The 21,959-nt window shown below is 72.3% G+C and carries 20 protein-coding genes; 17 read left to right on the plus strand and 3 right to left on the minus strand.

The genetic code is table 11. The features are described from left to right. Positions 1-224: 224 nt before the first annotated feature. Positions 225-428, minus strand: coding sequence for a cold-shock protein (locus K7I03_RS17880; protein WP_004943697.1), 204 nt, complete (start codon positions 426-428; stop codon positions 225-227). A gap of 309 nt (positions 429-737) precedes the next feature. Here K7I03_RS17880 and K7I03_RS17885 point away from each other — a divergent pair, with 309 nt between their 5' ends. Next, a complete protein-coding gene (locus tag K7I03_RS17885; protein ID WP_185943854.1) occupies positions 738-1,655 on the plus strand; it encodes a menaquinone biosynthetic enzyme MqnA/MqnD family protein in 918 nt (305 codons plus the stop codon). A gap of 129 nt (positions 1,656-1,784) precedes the next feature. On the opposite strand, the gene K7I03_RS17890 is transcribed toward K7I03_RS17885, so the two are convergent. Beyond that, positions 1,785-2,879, minus strand: a complete 1,095-nt coding sequence (locus tag K7I03_RS17890; protein ID WP_185943855.1) for an alpha/beta hydrolase — start codon at positions 2,877-2,879, stop codon at positions 1,785-1,787. Positions 2,880-3,034: 155 nt separating this feature from the next. Next, positions 3,035-4,024, minus strand: a complete 990-nt coding sequence (locus K7I03_RS17895; RefSeq protein ID WP_185943979.1) for an alpha/beta hydrolase — start codon at positions 4,022-4,024, stop codon at positions 3,035-3,037. A gap of 298 nt (positions 4,025-4,322) precedes the next feature. On the opposite strand from K7I03_RS17895, the gene K7I03_RS17900 reads away from it, so the two are divergent. From K7I03_RS17900 to K7I03_RS17975, 16 genes are all read left to right on the plus strand, one after another. Beyond that, positions 4,323-6,233 carry a serine/threonine-protein kinase gene (locus K7I03_RS17900; protein WP_185943856.1) on the plus strand — a complete coding sequence of 637 codons (1,911 nt, stop codon included), beginning with the start codon at positions 4,323-4,325 and terminating at the stop codon, positions 6,231-6,233. 79 nt (positions 6,234-6,312) lie between these two features. Continuing rightward, positions 6,313-7,524, plus strand: a complete 1,212-nt coding sequence (gene mqnC, locus K7I03_RS17905) for a cyclic dehypoxanthinyl futalosine synthase (protein WP_185943857.1) — start codon at positions 6,313-6,315, stop codon at positions 7,522-7,524. A gap of 14 nt (positions 7,525-7,538) precedes the next feature. After that, a complete protein-coding gene (locus K7I03_RS17910) occupies positions 7,539-8,192 on the plus strand; it encodes an amidohydrolase family protein (protein ID WP_185943858.1) in 654 nt (217 codons plus the stop codon). Positions 8,193-8,293: 101 nt separating this feature from the next. Then, positions 8,294-8,911, plus strand: coding sequence for a Uma2 family endonuclease (locus K7I03_RS17915; RefSeq protein WP_224347103.1), 618 nt, complete (start codon positions 8,294-8,296; stop codon positions 8,909-8,911). Continuing rightward, the gene (locus K7I03_RS17920) at positions 8,904-9,500 is read left to right on the plus strand and encodes a Uma2 family endonuclease (protein WP_224347104.1); all 597 of its coding nucleotides are present in this window, start codon (positions 8,904-8,906) and stop codon (positions 9,498-9,500) included. The genes K7I03_RS17915 and K7I03_RS17920 overlap by 8 nt, the downstream gene beginning before the upstream one ends. A gap of 371 nt (positions 9,501-9,871) precedes the next feature. Continuing rightward, complete coding sequence (locus tag K7I03_RS17925) at positions 9,872-10,579, plus strand: demethylmenaquinone methyltransferase (protein WP_185943859.1); 708 nt, start codon at positions 9,872-9,874, stop codon at positions 10,577-10,579. Between the two features lie 104 nt (positions 10,580-10,683). Next, positions 10,684-13,467, plus strand: coding sequence for a hypothetical protein (locus K7I03_RS17930; protein WP_185943860.1), 2,784 nt, complete (start codon positions 10,684-10,686; stop codon positions 13,465-13,467). 217 nt (positions 13,468-13,684) lie between these two features. After that, positions 13,685-14,968, plus strand: coding sequence for a geranylgeranyl reductase family protein (locus K7I03_RS17935; RefSeq protein ID WP_185943861.1), 1,284 nt, complete (start codon positions 13,685-13,687; stop codon positions 14,966-14,968). Positions 14,969-15,193: 225 nt separating this feature from the next. Next, complete coding sequence (locus tag K7I03_RS17940) at positions 15,194-15,982, plus strand: class I SAM-dependent methyltransferase (RefSeq protein ID WP_185943862.1); 789 nt, start codon at positions 15,194-15,196, stop codon at positions 15,980-15,982. 136 nt (positions 15,983-16,118) lie between these two features. Further along, positions 16,119-17,045, plus strand: coding sequence for a BtrH N-terminal domain-containing protein (locus K7I03_RS17945; protein WP_185943863.1), 927 nt, complete (start codon positions 16,119-16,121; stop codon positions 17,043-17,045). A gap of 130 nt (positions 17,046-17,175) precedes the next feature. Beyond that, entirely contained in the window at positions 17,176-17,463 is a 288-nt protein-coding gene (locus tag K7I03_RS17950) for an acyl carrier protein (protein WP_185943864.1), read from the plus strand. Then, positions 17,460-18,650 (plus strand): acyl-CoA dehydrogenase family protein, encoded by a 1,191-nt coding sequence (locus K7I03_RS17955; RefSeq protein WP_185943865.1) that lies wholly within the window; start codon positions 17,460-17,462, stop codon positions 18,648-18,650. Before K7I03_RS17950 ends, K7I03_RS17955 begins: the two co-directional genes overlap by 4 nt. Beyond that, positions 18,647-19,501 (plus strand): class-II aminoacyl-tRNA synthetase family protein, encoded by an 855-nt coding sequence (locus K7I03_RS17960; protein WP_185943866.1) that lies wholly within the window; start codon positions 18,647-18,649, stop codon positions 19,499-19,501. The genes K7I03_RS17955 and K7I03_RS17960 overlap by 4 nt, the downstream gene beginning before the upstream one ends. Further along, positions 19,498-20,619 carry an SDR family oxidoreductase gene (locus K7I03_RS17965; RefSeq protein WP_185943867.1) on the plus strand — a complete coding sequence of 374 codons (1,122 nt, stop codon included), beginning with the start codon at positions 19,498-19,500 and terminating at the stop codon, positions 20,617-20,619. Before K7I03_RS17960 ends, K7I03_RS17965 begins: the two co-directional genes overlap by 4 nt. Continuing rightward, the gene (locus K7I03_RS17970) at positions 20,616-21,518 is read left to right on the plus strand and encodes an alpha/beta fold hydrolase (RefSeq protein WP_185943868.1); all 903 of its coding nucleotides are present in this window, start codon (positions 20,616-20,618) and stop codon (positions 21,516-21,518) included. The genes K7I03_RS17965 and K7I03_RS17970 overlap by 4 nt, the downstream gene beginning before the upstream one ends. After that, positions 21,515-21,778 (plus strand): phosphopantetheine-binding protein, encoded by a 264-nt coding sequence (locus tag K7I03_RS17975; protein WP_185943869.1) that lies wholly within the window; start codon positions 21,515-21,517, stop codon positions 21,776-21,778. The genes K7I03_RS17970 and K7I03_RS17975 overlap by 4 nt, the downstream gene beginning before the upstream one ends. The last annotated feature ends 181 nt before the right edge of the window (positions 21,779-21,959 follow it).

Consider the following 21,959-nt stretch of genomic DNA (forward strand, 5'->3'; position numbering starts at 1 on the left):
GCGGCGGGAGGGGCGCCTGGGGCGGGGAAAATCCGAAATCCCTGATCGGCCGGCGGGCCGGGGGGCGAGGCGGGGGCGACGCCGGGGCCGGGACCGGTGTCGCCCCCGGCAAAGGCAGGAGCCCCACCCCGCCGTCGGAACGGCGGGGCAGGGCTCCTTGGTGGTGCTGTGTATCGACCGCGATCGGCCGGTCACCGCTTGCCGGCCCGGAGGCCGGCCCCGTGTTACGCGGGGGTGACGTTCTCGGCCTGCGGGCCCTTCGGACCCTGGGTGACGTCGAAGGTCACGGCCTGGTTCTCCTCAAGGGAACGGAAGCCGGACGCGTTGATCGCGGAGTAGTGGACGAAGACATCGGGGCCCCCGCCGTCCTGGGCGATGAAGCCAAAGCCCTTTTCAGCGTTGAACCACTTCACGGTTCCGGTAGCCATAAAGCCCTCCTTGGGCCCAAAGGGTTGCCCTGCTCCAGAACCTGCGAGAAGTCCTAAAACGACGAAAGCCTGCGGGTTACATGCTCCGCAGGCTCTGTACTGCAAGGGAAACCAAACTGCAACTTGCGGCGAGCGTAGCACGGAGCCTTCTCGCGGTGGAAGAGTCGAAGATCACGCTCAAGGTGGGTTTTCGGCCCGCCAAAGCAGGAAAAGCTCGTCCGTCGGACGCGGCCCCCGGCCGACCCCCTGCCCGCCCCCCGGCCGACCCCCGGACGGGTGGCCCGGCCGCCGCGGGGCTAGCCTCCGGATGTGGACAATTCAGCATCCGACGCACCCGTCCCTGACGCCCCAGTCTCCCCCGCACCGGCGCACGGCGCCCACCCCAGGCGGCGCAGCCGCCCCCGGGTCGGGCACATCCAGTTCCTGAACTGCCTGCCGCTGTACTGGGGGCTCGCCCGGACCGGGGCCCTGCTCGACCTGGACCTGTCCAAGGACACCCCGGAGCGGCTCAGCGAGGCCCTCATCCGGGGGGACCTGGACATCGGCCCGGTGACGCTCGTCGAGTACCTGCGCCACGCGGACGAGCTGGTCGCGCTGCCGGACATCGCGGTCGGCTGCGACGGCCCGGTGATGTCGTGCATGATCGTCTCGCAGGTGCCGCTGAAGGAGCTCGACGGGGCGCGCGTCGCCCTCGGTTCCACCTCCCGCACCTCCGTGCGCCTGGCGCAGCTTCTGCTCGCCGAGCAGATCGGGGTGCGGCCGGAGTACTTCACCTGCCCGCCCGACCTGAGCCTGATGATGCGCGAGGCGGACGCCGCCGTGCTCATCGGCGACGCCGCGCTGCGGGCCTCGCTGCACTACGCGCCCAAGCTCGGCCTGGAGGTCCACGACCTGGGGCGGATGTGGAAGGAGTGGACGGGGCTGCCGTTCGTCTTCGCCGTGTGGGCCGTGCGCCGCGACTACCTGGCCCGTGAGCCGGAGACCGTCCGCAAGGTGCACCAGGCGTTCCTGGCCTCGCGGGACCTGTCCCTGGAGGAGGTCGGGAAGGTCGCGGAGCAGGCGGCGCGCTGGGAGGCGTTCGACGCGGAGCTGCTGGAGCGCTACTTCACCACGCTGGACTTCCGCTTCGGCCCCCGCCAGCTGGAGGGCGTCACGGAGTTCGCCCGGCTGACCGGACCGACGACCGGCTTCCCCGCCGACGTCCGGGTGGAACTGCTGGAGCCCTGACCCCTTGGGGGAGGGGGCAGGGCTCCATGCTCATGGGGGCTGGGGCGCGCGGGGCCCAGGGCTCTCAGGGTCAAGGTTCTTGGGCCCGCGCCGGCCCGGTCGCGCTTTCGGGGGGCCGGGCCGGACGCCTCAGGCGACGGGCCCCTGCATGTGCTCGCTGATCCACTGGATCAGGCCGCCGTTCTCCATGGCGGGCACATAGGTGGCCGCGTTGTGCTCGCCGCCCTGGATGACGTGGTACTTCGTCTTCACCGGGCCCTTGTTGCCGTACTTGGCGACGAAGGCGTCGATCGGCGGTTTGACCGGTTCGGTGCCGCCGACCTGGAGCCCCAGGTAGACGTCCGGGCCGCCCTTGGCGATCAGCCGCTGGGCGAGGACCTTGGAGTTGTTGTCCGCCCGCTCCTTCTCGTGGCCCTTCCACAGGAGGGAGTCGGGGACGATGTCCGGGCCGGAGGCGATGACGGCCTTGAACTTGTCCGGCTTCTGGAGCACCGACTTCAGGCCGGCGGAGCCGCCGGTGGAGGAGCCCATGAAGGCCCAGCCGTCACGGGACTTGATCGTCCGGAAGTTCTCCTTGATCAGCTGCGGGACGTCCTCGGTCAGCCAGGTGCCCATCTTGGGCTGGCCGGGGATGTCACTGCCGTCCCAGTAGCGGCCGGGGGTCGGGTCGCCCTTCCCGTCGTGGTTCTCCGGGTTGAGGACCGGCATGGCGATGATGAACGGGAGGCTCTTGCCTTCCTTCGCCCACTTCTGGATGGAGTCCTCCAGCTTGAGGTTGGACCCCATCCAGTAGTTGTTGGGGAACCCCGCGCCGCCCGGCAGCGCGATCAGCACCGGGAAGCCGCTGTCCTTGTACTTCGGGTCCTTGTACTCCTCGGGCGCCCAGACCCACACCTTGCCCGTGAAGCCGGACTTCTTCCCCTGGTACGTGGTGACGGCGATCTTGCTGCCGTCCTGCACCGTGCCGGAGATCTTGAAGTCGGCCTTGGGGCCGGTCGGCATCAGCGCCTTCGCGCCGGGCTTCCCGCCGCCGTTCTTGCCGCCGGACCCGTCGTCGAAGGAGATCGGGTCACCCTTGTCGGAGAAGACGTCGAAGTAGTTCAGCACCGGATAGGCGACGGCCCCGAGCACGGCTATGCACACCGCGACCAGGAACCAGCGCTTCGCCCGCTTGGCCCTGCGGTGGCCCCGCGACTGGTAGGCGCCGTTGGCTGAGTTGCTCATCCTGTCCCTCAGATCCCTCTGGACGTTTCTGCTGTCCCGAAGGACATGGCGGTCGTTTCCGTATGGGCGCTGTCATCGCCGCGGGGGCGCGGCCGTCGCCGCGCGGGCCGGGCGCGGTGCTGCCGTGGGGCCCCCGGAGGGCCCCACGGCGGTGATCAGGAGGGGTCCACCGGCCCCGAGAGGTGCTCACTGATCCACTTCATGCTGCCCTCGCCCATCCCCTTCACATAGGACTTCGCGTTGTGCGAACCGCCCTGGATGACCTGGAGACGGGTGTGGATGGGGCCCTTGTTGCCGTAGGTGGCGATGTACTTGTCCACCTTCCCCTTCACGGTCCCTTCAAGGGTGCCGTACTGGAAGGCGAGGTAGACGTCCGGGCCGCCCTTGGCGATCAGCTTCTTGGAGAGCAGCTCGGGGTTGTTCGCGTCCATCTCCTTCTGGTGGCCCTGCCACAGCCGGGAGTCGGGGACGATGTCCGGGCCGGACGCGATGACGGCCTTGAACTTGTCCGGGTGCTTCAGCACGGCCTTCAGGCCCGCGAAGCCGCCGGTGGAGGAGCCCATGAACGCCCAGCCGTCACGGGACTTGATCGTCCGGAAGTTCTCCTTGACGAGCTGCGGAACGTCCTCGGTCAGCCAGGTGCCCATCTTCGGCTGGCCCGGGATGTCACTGCCGTCCCAGTACAGCGGGTCGGCGTTCTGCGGGTTGAGGACGGGCATCGCGATGATGAAGGGCTTGCCCGTGCCCTCCTCGGACCACTTGGCGACGCTCGACTCCAGGCCGAGGTCGGTGCCCATCCAGTAGTTCATGGGGAAGCCGGGACCGCCGGGAAGGGCGATCAGCACCGGGAAACCGCTGTGCTTGTACTTCGGGTCCTTGTACTGCTTCGGGGCCCAGACCCAGACCTTGCCGGTGAAGCCGGACTTCTTGCCGTGGTACGTCACCACGCCGATCTCGGTGCCGTCGCTCAGGGTGTTGGCGTTCTTGAACGGGGCCGCCGGACCCGTCGGCATCGCGACCTTGGAGTCGGACGCCTGCTGGGCGCCCTTTCCGCCGTCGTTCCCCCCGGCCTGACCGCCGCCCGCCGGAATGTCCTGGCCGAAGCTGACCGGCTCGCCCTTCCGGGAGAAGGGGCCGATCTCCATGTACTTCATGACACCGGTGGTTATCAGGCCGAGGACGGCTATGGAGGCCACCACTATGATCCAGCGTTTCCGGCCGGATCGCCGGCGGCCCTGAGACCGGTAGGTCCCGCTCGAGTGCGTCATCGCGTCGCTCCGGACGATTCTGCTGCCCCGAAGGACATGACGGTTTGTTCCTCCCTAGTGGATGGGCAAACCGGGGAGGCGGGTTCCTGGGACAGCCCATGAATTGAGTCATAGGCTGAAAATCAGGGGCCGACAGGGGGCGTACGGCCCCTCCTGGGGGGAGGCGAAGGTCCCGATGCGGCCGTTGCTGGAGGAAGATCCGCGCACCGTCGGCCCGTACCGGCTGCTGGGGGTGCTCGGCGCGGGCGGCATGGGCCGGGTCTACGTGGGCCGCAACCCCGGCGGCCGAACGGTGGCGGTGAAGGTCGTCCACCCGCGGCTCGCCCTCGACGAGGAGTTCCGCTCGCGCTTCCGCCGCGAGGTGGAGACCGCGCGGCGGGTCGGCGGCGCCTGGACCGCGCCGGTCCTGGACGCGGACCCGGACGCGCCGGTGCCCTGGGTGGTCACGGGGTACGTGGCCGGGCCCTCCCTGGACCGGGCGGTCGCCGACGTCGGGCCGCTGCCCGAGCCGGCCGTCCGCGCGGTGGGCGCCGGGCTGGCCGAGGCGCTGGCCGCCGTGCACGCGCTGGGCCTCGTCCACCGGGACGTCAAACCCTCCAACGTGCTGCTGCCGCTCGACGGCCCGCGGCTGATCGACTTCGGCATCGCCCGGGCCATGGACGGCACGACCTCGCTCACCGCCACCGGCGTGGTGATCGGCTCGTCCGGGTACATGGCGCCCGAGCAGGTGCTGGGGCGCCCGCTGACCGGGGCGGCGGACGTCTTCTCGCTCGGCGCCGTCCTCGCCTTCGCCGCCGCGGGCGCGGCGCCGTTCCCCGGCGAGCACCACGCGTCGATCAACTACCGCGTGGTCCACGGCGATCCGGAGCTCGGGCCGGGCCTGGACGGTGAACTCCGCGAGCTGGTCACGGCCTGCCTCGCCAAGGACCCGGCCGACCGCCCGGCCCCCGAGGACCTCCTCCGCCGGCTCACCGGCGGCCGTCCGGCGGGTGACCTCGTGGGGCCCGGCTGGCTGCCGGCGCCGCTGGTGGAACAGGTGAGCCGGCAGGCGGTGGAACTGCTGGGGCTGGAGGGCGGGGGCGTTCCCTACGGTTCGCCCGGCGGTGCCTTCGGCCCGGCGACGGGCTATGTGCCGACGGAGGGGAACGGCGGGCCGCCGCCGGCGGGCGACGGCAGCGGCGGCGGGCACGGCACGGACGGCACGGATGGCCCGAGCGGCGGGAATGGCGGGAACGGCGGTCCGGCGGGCGCACGGGGACCGGCGGGGGCGGGCGGTGCCTTCGGGGCGCCTCCCTCGGCGCTCCCCGCGCCCCCGCCGGGCTCCTACGCGGAGTGGCCCGGCGGCGCGCTCCCCGCACGGGACGGCAGTGGGCCGGGCGCGGCGTACGGGCTCGGCGGGGACGCGTACGACGCCTTCGGTGCCTCCGGTGCCTCCGGCGCGAAGACCTACGGCGGGCCGGGCGCGGGACCGTACAGCGACCGCGGCCCGTACGGGGACCGCGGGCCGGCACCGGCCGCTCCCGGGCACGGCGGTCCCGGACGAGGCGGTCCCCAGCGGGCCGGTCCCGGCCGGAACGGGGCGCGCCGCCGGGCCGTTCTGGCCGGTGCGGCGGCGGCCGGCGCGGTGGTGGTCGTCCTCGCCGTGCTCCTGGGGCTGGGGGTGTGGCCGTTCGAGAGGGGCGGCGGGCACCACGGCAAGGCGGAGGCGTCCGCCGGGTCCGCGTCTCCGGGGGACGTCCCGCGCGGGTTCGTCGGGACGTGGACCGGAGCGGTCAAGCAGCGCGACGGCACCCCCAACGGATCGGTGACCTCCGTCATCGGCCAGGGGCGGAAGGGCGAGTACGTCGTCCGCAACAGCTACGACGTCCTCGGCGTCTTCCAGTGCCGCGCCAAGGCGGCGCTGCGGTCGGCCACTGCCACGAAGATCACGCTCCGCGAGGTGACCGACGGGCCGAGGGCGGCCGGCTGCACCGGCAGCGAGGCGACGCTCGTCTACACCCTCGGTCCCGACGGCACGCTCTCCTTCGCCTCCGACGACGCCCAGGGAGGCTCCCCCACGGCCACCCTCACCCGCTCCGGTGGCTGACCCCGGCCGCCCCCGGCGCTGTCGGACCCCTGGCGTAGGCTGGTTCGGACTTCACGAACCCCCTCCGAAGGGACGCACGGTGACAGAGCACGCCGACCTCTCGCCCTCTGAGATCGCAGCCGTCCTCGACCGCGCCGCCGCCGGCGGGCGGATCACCCCGGAGGAGGCGCTCGTCCTCTACCGGTCCGCCCCGCTGCACGCGCTGGGCGCGGCCGCGGACGCCGTGCGCCGCCGCCGCTACGCGGGTACGGAGCACATCGCGACGTACATCATCGAGCGCAACATCAACTACACGAACTCGTGCGTCACGGCGTGCAAGTTCTGCGCGTTCTACGCCCCGCCGAAGAGCGACAAGGTCTGGACCCGGCCCCTCGACGACATCCTGCGCCGCTGCGCGGAGACCGTGGAGCTGGGCGGCACGCAGATCATGTTCCAGGGCGGGCACCACCCGGACTACGGCGTGGAGTACTACGAGGAGCACTTCTCCGCCATCAAGAAGGCGTTCCCGCAGCTCGTCATCCACTCGCTGGGCGCCTCCGAGGTCGACCACATGGCGCGGATCTCGGGCGTGAGCGCCGAGGAGGCGATCCGCCGGATCCACGCGGCGGGCCTGGACTCGTTCGCGGGCGCCGGCGCCGAGCTGCTGCCCGAGCGGCCGCGCAAGGCCATCGCGCCGCTGAAGGAGTCGGGCGAGCGCTGGCTGGAGATCATGGAGATCGCCCACAAGCTGGGCGTCGAGTCGACCTCCACCATGCTGATGGGCACGGGCGAGACCAACGCCGAGCGGATCGAGCACCTGCGGATGATCCGCGACGTGCAGGACCGCACGGGCGGCTTCCGCGCGTTCATCCCGTACACCTACCAGCCCGAGAACAACCACCTGAAGGGCCGGACGCAGGCGACGATCTTCGAGTACCTGCGCATGATCGCCATCGCGCGGCTGTTCCTCGACAACGTCGCCCACATCCAGGGTTCCTGGCTGACCACGGGCAAGGAGGTCGGCCAGCTGTCGCTGCACTACGGCGCGGACGACCTGGGCTCGATCATGCTGGAGGAGAACGTCGTCTCCTCGGCGGGCGCCAAGCACCGCTCGAACCGCCAGGAGATCATCGACCTGATCCGCAAGGCGGGCCGCGTCCCGGCGCAGCGGACGACGACGTACGAGCACATCGTGGTCCACGACGACCCGGCGGACGACCCGGTCGACGACCGCGTCGTCTCGCACCTCTCCTCCACGGCGATCGAGGGCGGCACGGCCCACCCGGAGCTCAAGCTCGTCGCCGCCGACTGAGGCGGGACCTTCCGGTGCTGACGATCCACGCGGCCGGGCTGCTGCTCACCGGCGACCCGGCGGCGGAGCCCGTGCCCGGCGGCGCGGTCCTCGTCGACGGCGGGGCCGTCGCGGCCCTCGGCCCGCTCGACGAGGTGACGGCGGCGTACCCGGGCGCGCGCGTACGCCGCTGGCCGGGCGTCCTGACGCCCGGCCTCCGGCAGTGGCACGGCCTGTGGCTGCTGACCCGCGCCTACCACCCGGACCCGCGCGAGTACGACGAACTCGGCGACCGCCCGCTGACGGGCGACCGCCTCACGGCCCTGGACATGCCGGAGACCCGCAGGTCGGGCAGTGTCCGGCGGGGCCTCCAGCGCATGCTGCGCTACGGCACGACGGCGGTCGGCGGCCCCTTCCGCGACACGGTGGTCCGCACGGCCGTGTCCCGCTCCGGCCTGCGGGAGGTCCCGTCGACCCTCGCCCCCGGCATCACGGCCGCGCCGCCGGACCTCGACCCGTTCCGCACCGCCTCCGCCCTGGCCGATGTGATCCCCGCCCCCCTGACCGTCGGCGGCCGCGCCGACCTGGCCGCGTTCGACGTCCCGGACGAGGCGGGTCTGGTGGCGGCGGGGGCGGGTACGTGTGTGGCGACGGTGCTGGCCGGACGGCTGGTCTACCGGGGGCACTGACGCTGCCACGCCGTCAGTGTTCCGCCACGGGATCACCACAACGGGTGGCAGTACCGTCGTACACAGGACCGCGAACCGTCCTGGCGTCCACACTCTGGCCCATGGGAGCAGTGATGACCGCAGACCGGCCGGCGAAGGCCACTCCGGAGAACTGGATGTTCCCGCCTGCGGACGGCTGGACGTACGCCCAGGTCAGGGAGCTCGACCTGCCCTTCGACTGGGAGCTGGTGGACGGAGTGATCGTGGTTCGGGGGCAGACCAGGCTGTGGCATGACACCGTGCGCGACGAGTTGCGCTTCCATCTCCGTCAGGCTTGCCCCGAGGAGTACCGCGTCAATGTCGAGCGCTGCGTGATGCTTGAGGACAGGACCGTCGTCAAGCCCGACGTCGTGGTCTGCGACAGGAAGGAACTCGACTTCCTCGATGTCGAGTGCACAGCCGTCGACAAGGTGAGGCTTGCGGTCGAGGTCGTCTCACCGGGTTCGCGCAGCGACGACCGGTTCCGCAAGCCGGCACAGTTCGCGCACGCGGGGGTGCCGTTCTACTGGCGTGTCGAGTTGGAGGCCGAGGACCGGAGCCTCGCGGTACACGAGTTCTGGCTGCCCGTCGGTGAGGAGGCATATGTACCCGCTCCCCTGCATCCGGTGCACCGGGGGACGCTGATCACCGATATGCCGTTCCCGGTCGAGATCGATCTGAAGGCCGTACTGGGTGGGTGACGCGGCCAAGGCCACGCCCGACACTTGGATGTTCCCGCCCTGGGAGGGCTGGACGGTGGAGCAGGTGGCCGACCTGGAGCTTTCCTTCGACTGGGAGCTGGTGGACGGGAACGTCGCGGCCCGGCGGTGCACGGACCTCTGGCACAACCACATCCGACAAGGGATCTACGGTCACCTGGCGGATGCGGCTCCCCGACCGTACAAGGTGCTCTCCGGCCAGTGGACAGTGGTCGACGAGACGAATGTCGCTGTGCCCGACATCGTCGTCTTCGATGCCACCGGGTTCGATGTCCTGGGAGACGAGGACATCAGGGCCCGGGAATCCATTCTCATGATCGAGGTGGTCTCACCGGGAACGCGCCAGGACGACCGCGTCCGCAAGCCTGCCCTATACGCCTCCGCCGGGGTGAAGAACTACTGGCGCGTCGAGCGCGTCGAGGACGGGCTGCCGGAGGTGCACGAGTTCTGGCTGCACAAGGAGACCGGGCAGTACGTCTCGGCCCCCGACCGGCCGGTGCACACCGGCAAGCTGGAGACCGACCGGCCGTTCCCCGTCGTCATCGACCTGGCGAGCCTGGTCGAGCTCTGAGGGCGGCGCTGCCGTCAAGGATGCGTAGCGGGCGGCGGCGGAAGCGTCAGCAGTCCGTCAAGGAGAACCATCCCCTCCGCTTTCTTCGGCAGAGTGATCGACGCGGGCCGGCCGCTCCGGTCGTCCGCGGTGCGGAGTGGAGGGCCCGGCCGTCCGACGGCGGGCCGGAAGAGCGTGTGCCATCGGTGCGGGACGGCGGCCGTCGACGGGCGGGGTGCCGGTTCCGGGGGACGTGCCGGTGGGCCTGGGGGCGCGGGGGCTCGCAGGAGGGGCGCTCACCGTGCCGCGGGAGCGACGTCGTCGCGGAGCGGCCGGGCCGTCCAGAGGCCCCTGTGTCCGGGGGCGGGGGGCGGAGGTGAAGAATGGGGGGCGTGACCCGAGCCTCCCTGGACAAGCAGCCGCACGAAGTCGCCGCGATGTTCGACGACGTGGCGGCCAAGTACGACCTGACCAACGATGTGATCTCGCTGGGCCAGGCCCGGCGGTGGCGCAAGCACGTGGCGGCGGCCGTCGCGGGGCGGCCGGGGGAGCGGGTGCTGGACCTCGCGGCCGGCACGGGGACCTCGTCCATCCCGTTCAGCGCGGACGGCGCGTACGTCGTCCCCTGCGACTTCTCGCTGGGCATGCTGCGCGAGGGGAAGAAGCGGCACGAGTGGCTGCCGCTGACCGCCGGTGACGCGACCCGGCTGCCGTTCGCGGACGAGGTGTTCGACGCCGTCACCATCTCCTACGGGCTCCGCAACGTGCAGGACACCGACGCCGCGCTGCGCGAGATGCTGCGCGTCACCAAGCCCGGCGGCCGGGTGGTGATCTGCGAGTTCAGCCACCCCACCTGGAAGCCGTTCCGGACCGTCTACTCCGAGTACCTGATGCGGGCGCTGCCCACGGTCGCGCGCGCGGTGAGCAGCAGCCCGGACGCGTACGTCTACCTCGCCGAGTCCATCCCCGCCTGGCCGGACCAGCCGGCGCTCGCGGGACGGCTCCAGCAGGCCGGCTGGACGGACGTGGCGTGGCGCAACCTCGCGGGCGGGATCGTCGCCCTGCACCGGGGTCGGAAAGCGGCCACTCCCGCGGGCTGACGTTCGGTAAGGTTCCGGCCCCGGCTTCCCTGTTCAGGGCCGGGAGACACCGAGTCACCGGAGCTTGTATGACGTCGTTCTGCCCGTCTTGTGGGGCTGCCTTCGTGGCTGATGCCCGCTTCTGCATGGCGTGCGGCAAGGAGCGGCCCGTGGCGGAGGCGGCCGGCGCGCCGCCCCCGCCGCCTGTCGCGCCGCCCCGGCCGGGTGGGGCGCCTCCGCTCGGCGCGACGCCCCCGCCGTTCGCTCCGCCGCCGGCCGCGCCGCCGCAGACCCCGTCGCCGTATGCCACGCAGGGCACGTACGTCCCGCAGGCCCCGCACGCCGGCGCGTACGGGCCGCCGCCCGCCGCTCCTCCGGGCGTTCCGGGCATGCCGGCCGCGCCGGGACCCGTGGCCGTCTTCCTGCGCCGGGTGTTCACCGGCGACTGGGCGGGCTCGGTCCTGGCGGCCCTGTGGCCCGTGGGTCTGCTGCTGCTCCTCGCGATCTGCTTCTCGTCGCCCTCCTGGGGGTCGGACGAGGACGACCTGTCCTGGTCGGGGCGGTTCCAGATGGTGATCGCGCTGATGCTCCAGGGGCTCGGCGGCACCGCCGAGGTCTCGGGGGGAGGGTCGCCGTTCGGTCCGTCGCGGGTCAGCGGGTCCATATCCTTCTGGCTGCTCACCCTGACGGTCCTGTGGATCGCCGCCGTGGTCCTCGGTGCCCGGTGGCTCCGCCGGGCCCGGCCGGCCGGCGCCGGCATCGACGCCGCGCCGCGCGTCGGGCTGCTGGCCGGCGTGGTGGTGCTGGCGCTGGGGCTGTACGGGCAGCCGGAGGAGAGCGGCGTCGAGCTGTCGACCACACCGGTGCTCGCGGCGCTGTTCACCTTCGCGCTCACCACGGTGCTCAGCGGTGCCGTGCTCGCGCGGGACACCGTCCTCCCCCGGCTCGGCCCCGGCGCGCGGATGGTCCTGCGGGCGCTCGGCACGGCTCTGCGCGCCCTCGCCCTGGCCGTGGGCCTCTGGTCCGTCGCGCTCCTCGTCATCGTCCTCTACCAGCTCGACAAGGAAGGCGACCTCAACGGCTGGGCACTGGTGGGCATCCTGGTCTTCCTGGTCAACGCGGCGCTCGTGTGCGTCGGCGGCTCCTGGGGCGCCGACCTCAGCGCCAGGCTGGGCGCGAACGGCGGTGGCTACGGAGGCGGTTACGACGACGGGGGCTTCGGGTACGGGCGCTCGTCCGGTTCCGGGTCCTTCGGGTCCTCCTCCGGTTTCGGCCGCAACCACGACTTCGGCCTCTCCGAAGCCGGTGACGTGTGGGGGAGCTGGGCCCAGGCCGGCATCGTGGCGATGGGCGTGCTCTGTGCCCTGTCGCTGACCCTGATGCTGGTGCGCCGCTCGCGTGAGGGCCGCAAGGAGCAGGTGCTGTCAGGGGTGTTCTTCCTGGCGGCGGTGTGGCTGCTGGGGCTCGCCGCGGGGATCTCCTCCGAGTGGAAGGGGCGTTCCGGCGGGGACCTGATCGGCTCCTTCGCCAACACCGAACTCGGCGTCAACGGCGGTGAGCTGTTCCTCTTCGGGATGCTGTGGACGGCCGGCGCGGTGCTGCTCGCGGTGCTCGTCAGCAGCGGGCGCGGGACGGGCGGGACGTACGCGGGTCCGTATGGGCCCCCGCCCGGGCCCCCCGCGCCGTTCCACGCGCCGTACGCTCCCCCGATGGGCGCCCCCGGCGCCGCCCCCACTCCCGGGATGCCTCCCGTGCCCCCGGCCGCGCCTCCCGGCACGCCGCCCCCGGCCGCCCCGCCCGCCGGGCCGCCCGTGTCCCCGGCGGGGAGCGCGGGCGCCGGCGCCGTGGCCGGGACCACCCCGCCCGCGGGCGCGCCGTCGGCGGCCGGCCCGACGCCCGCCGAACCGCCCACCGCCGTCGAGCAGTCCACCGCCGTCGAGCCGCGCACGGCCGCCGAGTCGCCCACCGTCGTCAGGCCGCCCGCCGGCGGGACCGGCCCGTCGGCGAGCTCCGCCGGGGCAGCGGCCGCGGAGCCCGTCACCGCCGTCGATCCCACCGCGTCGGTCGCCGCGCCCGCGCCCGCGCCCGAACCCGCCCCCGCCCGCGGCCGGGTCCTGCGGTGGGCGGCCGTCGGTGTGGCGGCGTTCGTGGTCGGCGGCGTCGCCGCGGCCGGTGTGCTGCTGGTGAACAAGGACGGTGGCAAGGACGATGGCAAGGAGGACCGCGCGTCCCGGCAGGCCACGAGCCGCGACCAGCGCCCCGCCGGGGGAACCGGCGGCGCCGCCGCCTCCGCGTCCCCCGCGCCGTCGGACTCCCCGTCCGCCGGACCGGCGGCCCCGTCGGAGTCCGCCCCGGGCGGCCCGGCCGGCACCGGGACGCCGTCGAGCACCCCGGACGTCCCCGCCGGTACCAGGACCGCCGCCCCCGACGCGCACGAGCACGTGACGGACCCGACGCGGGACGCGCCGAAGTACTACGAGCTGACCGCCGCCCCGGAGGGTTTCGCGCTCGCCGTCCCCGAGGGCTGGCGCCGTGAGGACAAGGGCAGCGGCCAGATCGACTGGCACGGCCCCACCGGTCCGGAGCACCTGCGCGTCGGCATCGTGAAGAAGGCCGACCAGTCGGCCTACGAGCACTTCGGCGAGCTGGAGCGGACCGTCGCCAAGGAGGACGGCTACCGTCGGCTCCAGTTGACCCGCAACACCTTCAAGGACCGTCCCGGCGCCCTGTGGGAGTGGACCTGGAACGACCACGGCCGCACCATGCACGCCGTCAACCAGGCGTACGTGGACGCCTCCGGGACCGAGTACGCCATCCTCTACCAGGGCCGCGAGGACATGGGCAGCGCGGACGGCTGGCACCGGACGTTCGACACCGCGCTCGACCACTGGACGGCCGGGAAGGACTGAGCCGAGGACCGGCCGGACCCGTAAGGGACATCCCGGGGCGTGTGGACGGCGGACGTCCCCACGCCCCGGCGCGCGTCCGGTCCCGCCGCGTCCGCCGAGTCCATACCGCGGCACCGCCCACCCGAGCGTCGGCCCACCGGCCACCCCGCCGCGTCCGGCTCCTAGACTCGTCGGAGACCGAGCAGTCCCCTCCACGCACCCGAACGGGAGAGCCGACGTGACCGACGTCCCTGCCGAACACACCGCCGATGTGATCGTGGTCGGGGCCGGCCCCGCCGGCTCCGCCACCGCGTACCACCTGGCCAGGACCGGCCTTGACGTGCTCCTTCTGGAGAAGACGGCGTTCCCGCGCGAGAAGGTCTGCGGCGACGGCCTCACCCCGCGCGCCACCAAGCAGCTCATCGCCATGGGCATCGACATCTCGGAAGAGGCCGGCTGGCTGCGCAACAAGGGCCTGCGCATCATCGCGGGCGGCAACCGGCTCCAGCTCGACTGGCCGGATCTCGCCTCGTTCCCCGACTACGGGCTGGTCCGCAAGCGCGACGACTTCGACGAGCAGCTCGCCCGGCAGGCCGTCAAGGCGGGCGCCCGGCTGTACGAGCGGTGCAACGTCGGCGCGCCGGTCCTCGACGAGCGCACCGGCCGGGTCACCGGCGTGGAGGCGAAGCTGGGCGAGGAGAAGGCGCCGGTCACCTTCCACGCCCCGCTCGTCGTCGCCGCCGACGGCAACTCGACGCGGCTCTCCGTCGCCCTCGGCCTGCACCGCCGTGACGACCGTCCGATGGGCGTGGCCGTCCGTACGTACTTCACCTCCCCGCGCCACGACGACGACTACCTGGAGTCGTGGCTGGAGCTGTGGGACCGGCGCGGCGCCGAGGACCGGCTGCTGCCCGGCTACGGCTGGGTCTTCGGCATGGGCGACGGCACCAGCAACGTCGGTCTCGGCGTCCTCAACACCTCCGCGTCCTTCAAGGAGCTGGACTGGCGCGAGGTGCTGAAGGCGTGGTGCGCCTCCATGCCGGAGGAGTGGGGCTACACGCCGGAGAACATGACCGGCCCGATCCGCGGCGCCGCGCTGCCGATGGCGTTCAACCGCCAGCCGCACTACACGCGCGGCCTGTTGCTGGTGGGGGACGCGGGCGGGCTGGTGAACCCGTTCAACGGCGAGGGCATCGCCTATGCGATGGAATCCGGCCAGATCGCCGCCGAGGTCATCGTCCAGGCCCTCGGCCGGGCCACCCCCGAGCAGCGTGAACTTGCCCTGCGCCGCTACCCGAAGGTGCTCAAGGACACCTACGGCGGCTACTACACGCTCGGGCGCGCCTTCGTGAAGCTCATCGGCAACCCGAAGATCATGAAGCTGGCCACCGAACGCGGCCTGACCCACCCGATGTTGATGAAGTTCACACTGAAGCTGCTGGCGAATCTCACGGATCCGACGCATGGTGATGCCATGGACCGTGTCATCAACGGCCTGAGCAGGATCGCCCCCAAGGCCTGACCGGCCGGGGGCGACGCGGCGAGCCCCAACCACCCTTCCGGAGCGCGGTGTTCCGGCCCTGATTCTTTACATGTCAGGGTCCGGAACGTCGCGCTCCGTTGGTATTAACCCGTTCGATACAGCTATTTCACAACAGGTATTGACAATTACTCGCTACGGACGAGTAGGGTCATGCGTGCTTGGTGAAACAGTTGTGACTCTCCGTACAGGGAAAGGCTCGACTTCATGTCGCTCCGGAGTGGTGGCGAGGACCAGTTAGCGCGTAACCAGCAGGAGTTCGCGCGTCAGGCGAGTACGTTCGAGGACGCGCGGCTGAACACCGCGTTCACCATGCGGTTGCGGGAACTGGTCGAGTTCGCCGCCCCCCGGCCCGAGGACGTCTGTCTGGAGGTCGCCTGCGGCACGGGGCTCGTGTCCCGGGCGCTCGCCGGTCACGTCCGGCATGTGACGGCGCTGGACGCCACCCCCGAGATGCTCGCCACGGGCAAGCGGGAGGCCGACGCCGAGGGGTTGTCCCAGGTCGTCTACCAGCAGGGCGACGCCGCCCGGCTGCCGTTCCTGGACGCCTCGTTCTCCCTGGTCGTCACCCGTTTCTCGCTTCATCACGTGGCCTCCCCGGAGGCCGTCGTCCGGGAGCTGGTGCGGGTCTGCCGGCCCGGCGGGCGCATCGTCGTCGCCGACATGGTCCGCCGCCCCGAGCTGGGCGGCGACCCCGACCGCATCGAGCGGCTGCGCGATCCCTCGCACGGCACGATGCTCACCGTCGACCGGATCACCGAGCTGTTCACCGCCGCCGGCGGTGACGTCCGCGATACCGAAGTCATCGACGTCCAGCGGCCGTTGACGCCATGGCTGGAACAGGCGCGCACGCCGGCGGAGACCGCGGCGCGCATCGAAAGCGAATTGGCCGAGGAATTGGCCGGCGGCCCGGTGTCCGGAATGCGCCCCGTCACTCTCGACGGCAGGTTGCATTACACCCAGAGCTGGGTCCAGCTCCTCGCGGTACCGGACTGACCGCCGGGCCCGCCGCGCCGCGTCGCGCCACGGCCCACCGACCAACGGAACGTGCTCCACATCGACCAGAGCCGGCGGACCGCCGCCGGTGCGCCGCCGCCCGGGACGGACCGGGCGGAACGGGGGAGACAGCACAGTGCCGCATACCGATCACACCCACCGCTTGGACATCGACCTCATACCCGCCCATACCGGCACCACGCCGTTCGGCACCTGCTACCAGCAGTGTGTGGCGAACCTCGCCGCGTGGTACGGACTGCCCGACGCCGAGGACGTCCTCGTCACCACCTGGGGCTTCGGCTGGGACGGCGGAAGTGTCCTGCGGGACGGCGACCGCTGGGTGACGGCGGCCGCCCGCCTCTACGGACTCCCGCTCCGGGAAAGGCGGTTCGGCTCCTACGAGGAGCTCCGCGCCCTGGAGAAGGCCGAACTGGCCGCCGGGCGCCCGCTAGCCGCGGCCGTCGACGCCTACTGGCTGCCCTCGGAGTACGAGGGCGTCGAACACCTCGCCCACTGCGTCCTGCTCACCGGCCGGGACGCGGACGGGGTCACCATCGTCGACCCCATGAACCGCCCGGAGCCCGTCCGGTACCCCGAGGAGCGCTGGCGGACCCTGCGCTCGGCGGACGCGGCCGACGGCTTCCGCACCTTCCTGCTGTCCGGCGGGCCCACCCGCAAGCCGTCCGCCCATGACCTGGCGCGGGCCGTGAGCGAGGACCGGCGCACGCACCACGAGCGGGACACCGCGGCCCTCGCGGCGTACATCGAGGCGTGCGACGCGGCCGAGGCCGGCACCCTCGACGTGAGCGGCGCCGCCGCCGAGCGGCACTTCCTCGGCAGACTCCTCCGCCATCTCGCGGACGAGCTGCCGCAGTTGGAGCCCGTGGCCGTCGAGGCCGCGTCCCTCACCCGGCGCTGGTACCTGGTGCACACGCTGTCCCGCGAGTCCGGCGGATCGCCGGAGGGGCGGCGGCGCCTGGTCCGCATGCTGCGCGACCTCCAGGGGCGCGAGGAACGGCTGGCGGCCCACGTCGACGAAGCCGTCGCCGCCCTGGGCGCGTAGTCCCGAAGTCGCCCACCCCGTAAGGGCGGTTCCCTAGGGCTGCCCGCCGGGGGAAAACGTTTCCACTCTCCCACCCTTTGCTTCGCGCACTCGCGCATCAGCACTCTCTGTAAGGCTAGGAGTACTTCCCGTGCCCGAAAGCGCAACACCCTGCGAGCACGCCGTCCGTGAGGCGCTCGCCCAGCACTCGGACCTCGGTGCCGCCGCGCACGAGCTGCCCGCCGACGGCGACCTCTACGCCGCCGGGCTCACCTCGCTGGCCTCCGTGCGGGTGATGCTCGCCCTGGAGGAGCGGCTCTCGGTCGAGATCCCCGAGGAGCGCATCGGCCGCGCCCTCTTCGGCTCGATCGCCCATCTCACCGGGGTCCTCGACGAGTTGACCGGTGACCGTGACGAGGCCGTGGGGGCCGGCCGATGACCGCACCCGCCGCCGAACGCTTCGTCTTGACGGAGCGTCAGGCGCGCGACGCGGCCGCCGCGGTGGCGAAGGCGGCGGCCGAGCACGCCGCCGCCACCGACCGGGACGCGGCCTTCCCGGCCGTCGGCGTCGCCGCCCTCCGCGAGCACGGCCTGCTGTCCGCCGCCGTCCCCAAGGAGTACGGCGGCCACGGTCTCGACCCGCGCACCCTGACCCGGATCGGCGCCCGGCTGGCCGGCGGCTGCGCCGCCACCGCCATGATCTGGGCGATGCACCAGCTCCAGGTGGCCTGCCTGGCCCGCGGCGCCGCGGCCTCGCCGGAGATCGCGGCGGCCCTGGCGGACATCGCCGAGCGGCAGCTGCTGATCGCCTCCATCACCTCCGAGGTGGGCGTCGGCGGCGACATGCGGCGCAGCGTCGCCGCCGTGGAGCCGGCCGGCGACAGCATGGTCCGGCTGACGAAGAAGGCCACCACCGTCTCGTACGGCGAGCACGCCGACGGCTTCCTCGTCACCGCCCGCTCGGGCCCCGACGCGGCCCCGACCGACCAGGTCGCGGTGCTCGTCATGGCCGAGCACGCGGAGCTGGAGCGGACCGGCGACTGGAACCCGCTGGGCATGCGCGGCACGTGCAGCCCGCCGTTCACGATGAGCGCGACCGTGCCCGCAGGCATGGTGGTGCCCGAGCCGTTCGGGGAGACCGCCACCCGCTGCATGGTGCCGCTCTCGCACCTGCTGTGGTCGGGCGTCTGGACGGGCGTCGCCGCGGACGCGGTGCGCCGCGCGGTGGCGTACTCGAAGATCCGGATGCGCGCCCAGCTCAAGGCCGGGCGCACGCAGGACGACCCGCGCCTCGGCCGGGCCTACGCCGACCTGAGGGTGCTCCAGGACACGGTGGCGCGGTTCGCCGACGACTACGCCGTGTGGGACGCCGCCCAGGACGCGGACACCACCGCCATGACCGTCCGGGCCAACGCGCTGAAGACCGGCGTGTCGGTGGACGCGGTACGGGTGGTGGAGCAGGCGCTGGAGATCTGCGGGATGGCCGGCTACAGCGAGTCCGGCCCGTACTCCGTCGCCCGCCACCTGCGGGACCTCTACTCGGCCCGCCTGATGATCGCCAACGGCCGCCTTGAGCTGGCCAATTCCGAACTGCTGCTTCTCACGGGGGACCTGATACAGGAATGACCGGCATCGACACCCGGGCGGCCCGCGCCGCCGACGACCTGACGGCCGGGGGCTGGGCGCTGCCCGCCGGCGCGGTGGGGACCCACCGCTTCACTCCCAAGTTCGAGGCGGTGATCGCCGGCCTCCAGGCCCGGCTGACCGCCCTGGGCGGCACCGAGGGGCCGGTCTGGCACCCGCCGGTGCTCTCCCGGTCCCTGATCGACCGCGCCGAGTACGCGGAGTCGTTCCCGCACCTGCTGGGCTCGGTGAACGCCATGGACGAGGACGCGGACGGCGTGGTGCTCGCCCCCGCCGCCTGCTACCCGGTCTACCCCGGGCTCGCGGACGGCACGGTCGGGGAGCAGGCCCACTTCGACGTGGCCGGCTACTGCTACCGCCACGAGGCCACCAGCGAGCTCGGCCGGTTCCGGACGTTCCGGATGCGCGAGTTCGTCACCGTCGGCGCCGAGGAGCCGGTGACCGCCTGGCGGAACGCCTGGATCGAGCGCGGCGAGAAGCTCTTCGCCGAGCTCGGCGTGGCCGTCGAGGTGAAGTCGGCCACCGACCCGTTCTTCGGCCCCGGCGGGCGCCTGATGCGCGCCAGCCAGCTGGAGCAGGACCTGAAGTACGAGTTCGTGGCCAAGGTGTCCCCCGAGGACCCCGGCACGGCCATCGCCTCCGCCAACTGCCACAAGGACCACCTGGGCGCCCGGTTCGCCGTCCGGCTGCCCGGCGGCGGCACCGCGCACAGCGCCTGCGCCGCCTTCGGCCTGGAGCGCATCGCACTCGCCCTGATCAACGCCCACGGCGACGACCTGAACGACTGGCCCGCGCTCGCCGCGGCCCTGCCCACCCCCGGGAGCCCGGCATGACGCACGTCCCCCACCACCTGGTCACCGGCGCCACCGGTTTCGTCGGCGGCGCCCTCGTCCTCGAACTCCTCGCCCGCACCGACGCCGAGATCCACTGCGTCGTCCGGCCGCGCAAGGACCTCTCCGCCGAGGAGCGGCTGCGCTCCGCGCTGACCACGGCCGCCGCCTCGTACGGCATCACGGACCTCGACGAGGCCATCGCCACCCGCTGCCACCCCGTCGAGGGCGACCTCACCGCCGAGGCGTGCGGCGTCGACGCGGCCGCGCTGCCCGAGGTCGAGCAGGTCTGGCACGTCGCCGCCTCGCTCGCCTACGAGGAGCACCGCCGGGAGGAGATCCTCCGCGACAACCTCGGCGGCACGCGGCACGTCCTGGAGCTGGCCCGGGCGCTGAAGTCGCCCACGTTCAACTACGTTTCGACGGCCTACGTGGCCGGCGACCGCACCGGCTTCATCCCGGCCGAGCGGGTCGGCGAGGGCGTGGTCAGCAACAACGCCTACGAGCACAGCAAGATCCAGGCCGAACGGGCCGTCTACGCGGCCGGGTTCGAGCGCACCCGCATCTTCCGCCCCAGCATCGTCATCGGCCACAGCCGCACCTTCGCGGCGACCAGCTTCACCGGCCTCTACGGCTTTGTGAAGGGCCTCCAGAAGGCCCGCTCGGAGGTCCGCGCCACCCTCGGCGACATGCTCGTCTTCCGCCCGCTGCGGCTCCGCGCCACCGAGGACGCGCTGGTCAACTTCATCCCCGTCGACCACGTCGTCTCGGCGGCCGTCGGCGTGGCCCTGGCGGACGGCCCCACCGACGTCTACCACCTGGCCAACACCGAGCAGCCGACCGTCGGCGACACCCTCGCGGAGCTGTGCGACCAGCTCGCGATCAAGCACCCGCACTACGTCGACAGCACCGACGAGTTCACGCTTATTGACGAACGGGTCGACGAGCGCGTTGAGTTCTACCGATCGTACGTCAACGGCACCAAGGACTTCGACGTCGCCAACGTGCAGAAGCTGCTCGGCGACGACGTCCTCAGCCACGCCCTGCCGCGCGAGCGGCTCGCCGAGTTCATCGGCTGGTACCTGGAGCACCACCGCGCACGGAAGGGAAAGAACGCGTGAAGCGCGAAGGCATCGAGTCCTGGGATCTCGCCTACGACGGCAAGCAGGACCTCCACGAGACGGAGGACGGCTGCAAGCTGTACTACGAGATGCGCGGCGAGAGCGGCCCGGTGGTCACCTTCGTCTCCACCATCTACGTGGTCAGCACCGCCTGGCGGAACTTCACCGGCTCCCTGGTGGACGGCCACCGGCTGCTCACCTACGACCTGCGCAACCAGGGCGCGTCGGAGAGCAAGCCGGCGGATTTCGCCCGGCACGCCGACGACCTGCGGTCGCTGCTCGACGGACTGGGGATCGAGAAGACGTACCTGGTCGGCACCTCCATCTCCACCCTGATCTGCCGCGACTTCGCCGTCGCCCACCCCGACCGGGTGGCCGGCCTGGTGCTCGTCGGCCCGCCGCTCAGCCCGAAGGGCTCGTCGCGCCGCCGCCGCATCGCCAAGTCCTGGCTGAACGCCCTGGAGACGGGCGGGCCGCGAGCCCTGTTCGACCTCATCTACCCGCTGGTCTTCGGCGAGAAGGCCATCGCCGAGGGCGGCTCCGGCGCCTACCTCGCCCTCCGCGAGCGCTTCCTCGCCATGAACTCCACCGCCCAGCTCGCCGCCAACCTGCGCGAGGCGCTGGAGGCGGACGACAAGGCCGAGCTGCTGGAGCGGATCCCCGCGCCGACGCTGCTGCTCAGCGGCGACGACGACTTCTCGACGACGGAGTCCACGCTGCGGAACGTCGCGGGGCTGCTGAAGAGTGCCGCCGTCGAGATCATCGAGGAGTGCGGACACCTGCCGTACTTCGAGCGTCCGGACGAGTTCCAGGACGCGATCGCCCGGTTCGTGGCGTCCGCCGAGGGCGGCGGGTTCCCGGAGACGTTCGTGCCGCGGGCGGTTGGAGCACTGGTATGACGGACGACATCCTGAAGCGGCTGGTCGCCCTGCTGGAGCGGGTCGCCGCCGTCGAGCTGGACGGCCGGCCGGTCACCGAGACGGGCCCGGACTCGCTGCGGGCGCTGGGACTGACGTCGGTGCGGCTGATGGAGTTCCTGGTCGCGGTCGAGGACGAGTTCGATCTGATCTGGGACGACGATGTGGAGGAAGCGGTGATCGGGTCGCTGGAGGGGATGGCCCGGTACATCGCGGAGGGGGCGGCGGTGCGCGCCGGATAGCCGGGGGGTTCGCCCCAGTCCCTCCCCCCAGAGGGGGTACCCCCACCTTCGCCGTTTCCTGGGGCTGCGCCCCAGACCCCCTTGTCGCGGCTTCGCCGCTCGTCCTCAAACTCCCCCAGAGGGGGGACCCCCAACGGGCTGAATATCGCGCCTGGGCGCACACTCCAGCCCGTCCGGCGTT

This window comes from Streptomyces mobaraensis (assembly GCF_020099395.1).
GTDB lineage: Bacteria > Actinomycetota > Actinomycetes > Streptomycetales > Streptomycetaceae > Streptomyces.

Coding starts and splice junctions, on each gene's coding strand:
- K7I03_RS17880 (WP_004943697.1), bottom strand. CDS start 428: ATGGCTACCGGAACCGTGAAGTGGTTCAACGCTGAAAAGGGCTTTGGC.
- K7I03_RS17890 (WP_185943855.1), bottom strand. CDS start 2,879: ATGAGCAACTCAGCCAACGGCGCCTACCAGTCGCGGGGCCACCGCAGG.
- K7I03_RS17895 (WP_185943979.1), bottom strand. CDS start 4,024: ATGGAGATCGGCCCCTTCTCCCGGAAGGGCGAGCCGGTCAGCTTCGGC.
- K7I03_RS17900 (WP_185943856.1), top strand. CDS start 4,323: ATGCGGCCGTTGCTGGAGGAAGATCCGCGCACCGTCGGCCCGTACCGG.
- K7I03_RS17915 (WP_224347103.1), top strand. CDS start 8,294: ATGGGAGCAGTGATGACCGCAGACCGGCCGGCGAAGGCCACTCCGGAG.
- K7I03_RS17940 (WP_185943862.1), top strand. CDS start 15,194: ATGTCGCTCCGGAGTGGTGGCGAGGACCAGTTAGCGCGTAACCAGCAG.
- K7I03_RS17955 (WP_185943865.1), top strand. CDS start 17,460: ATGACCGCACCCGCCGCCGAACGCTTCGTCTTGACGGAGCGTCAGGCG.
- K7I03_RS17960 (WP_185943866.1), top strand. CDS start 18,647: ATGACCGGCATCGACACCCGGGCGGCCCGCGCCGCCGACGACCTGACG.
- K7I03_RS17965 (WP_185943867.1), top strand. CDS start 19,498: ATGACGCACGTCCCCCACCACCTGGTCACCGGCGCCACCGGTTTCGTC.
- K7I03_RS17975 (WP_185943869.1), top strand. CDS start 21,515: ATGACGGACGACATCCTGAAGCGGCTGGTCGCCCTGCTGGAGCGGGTC.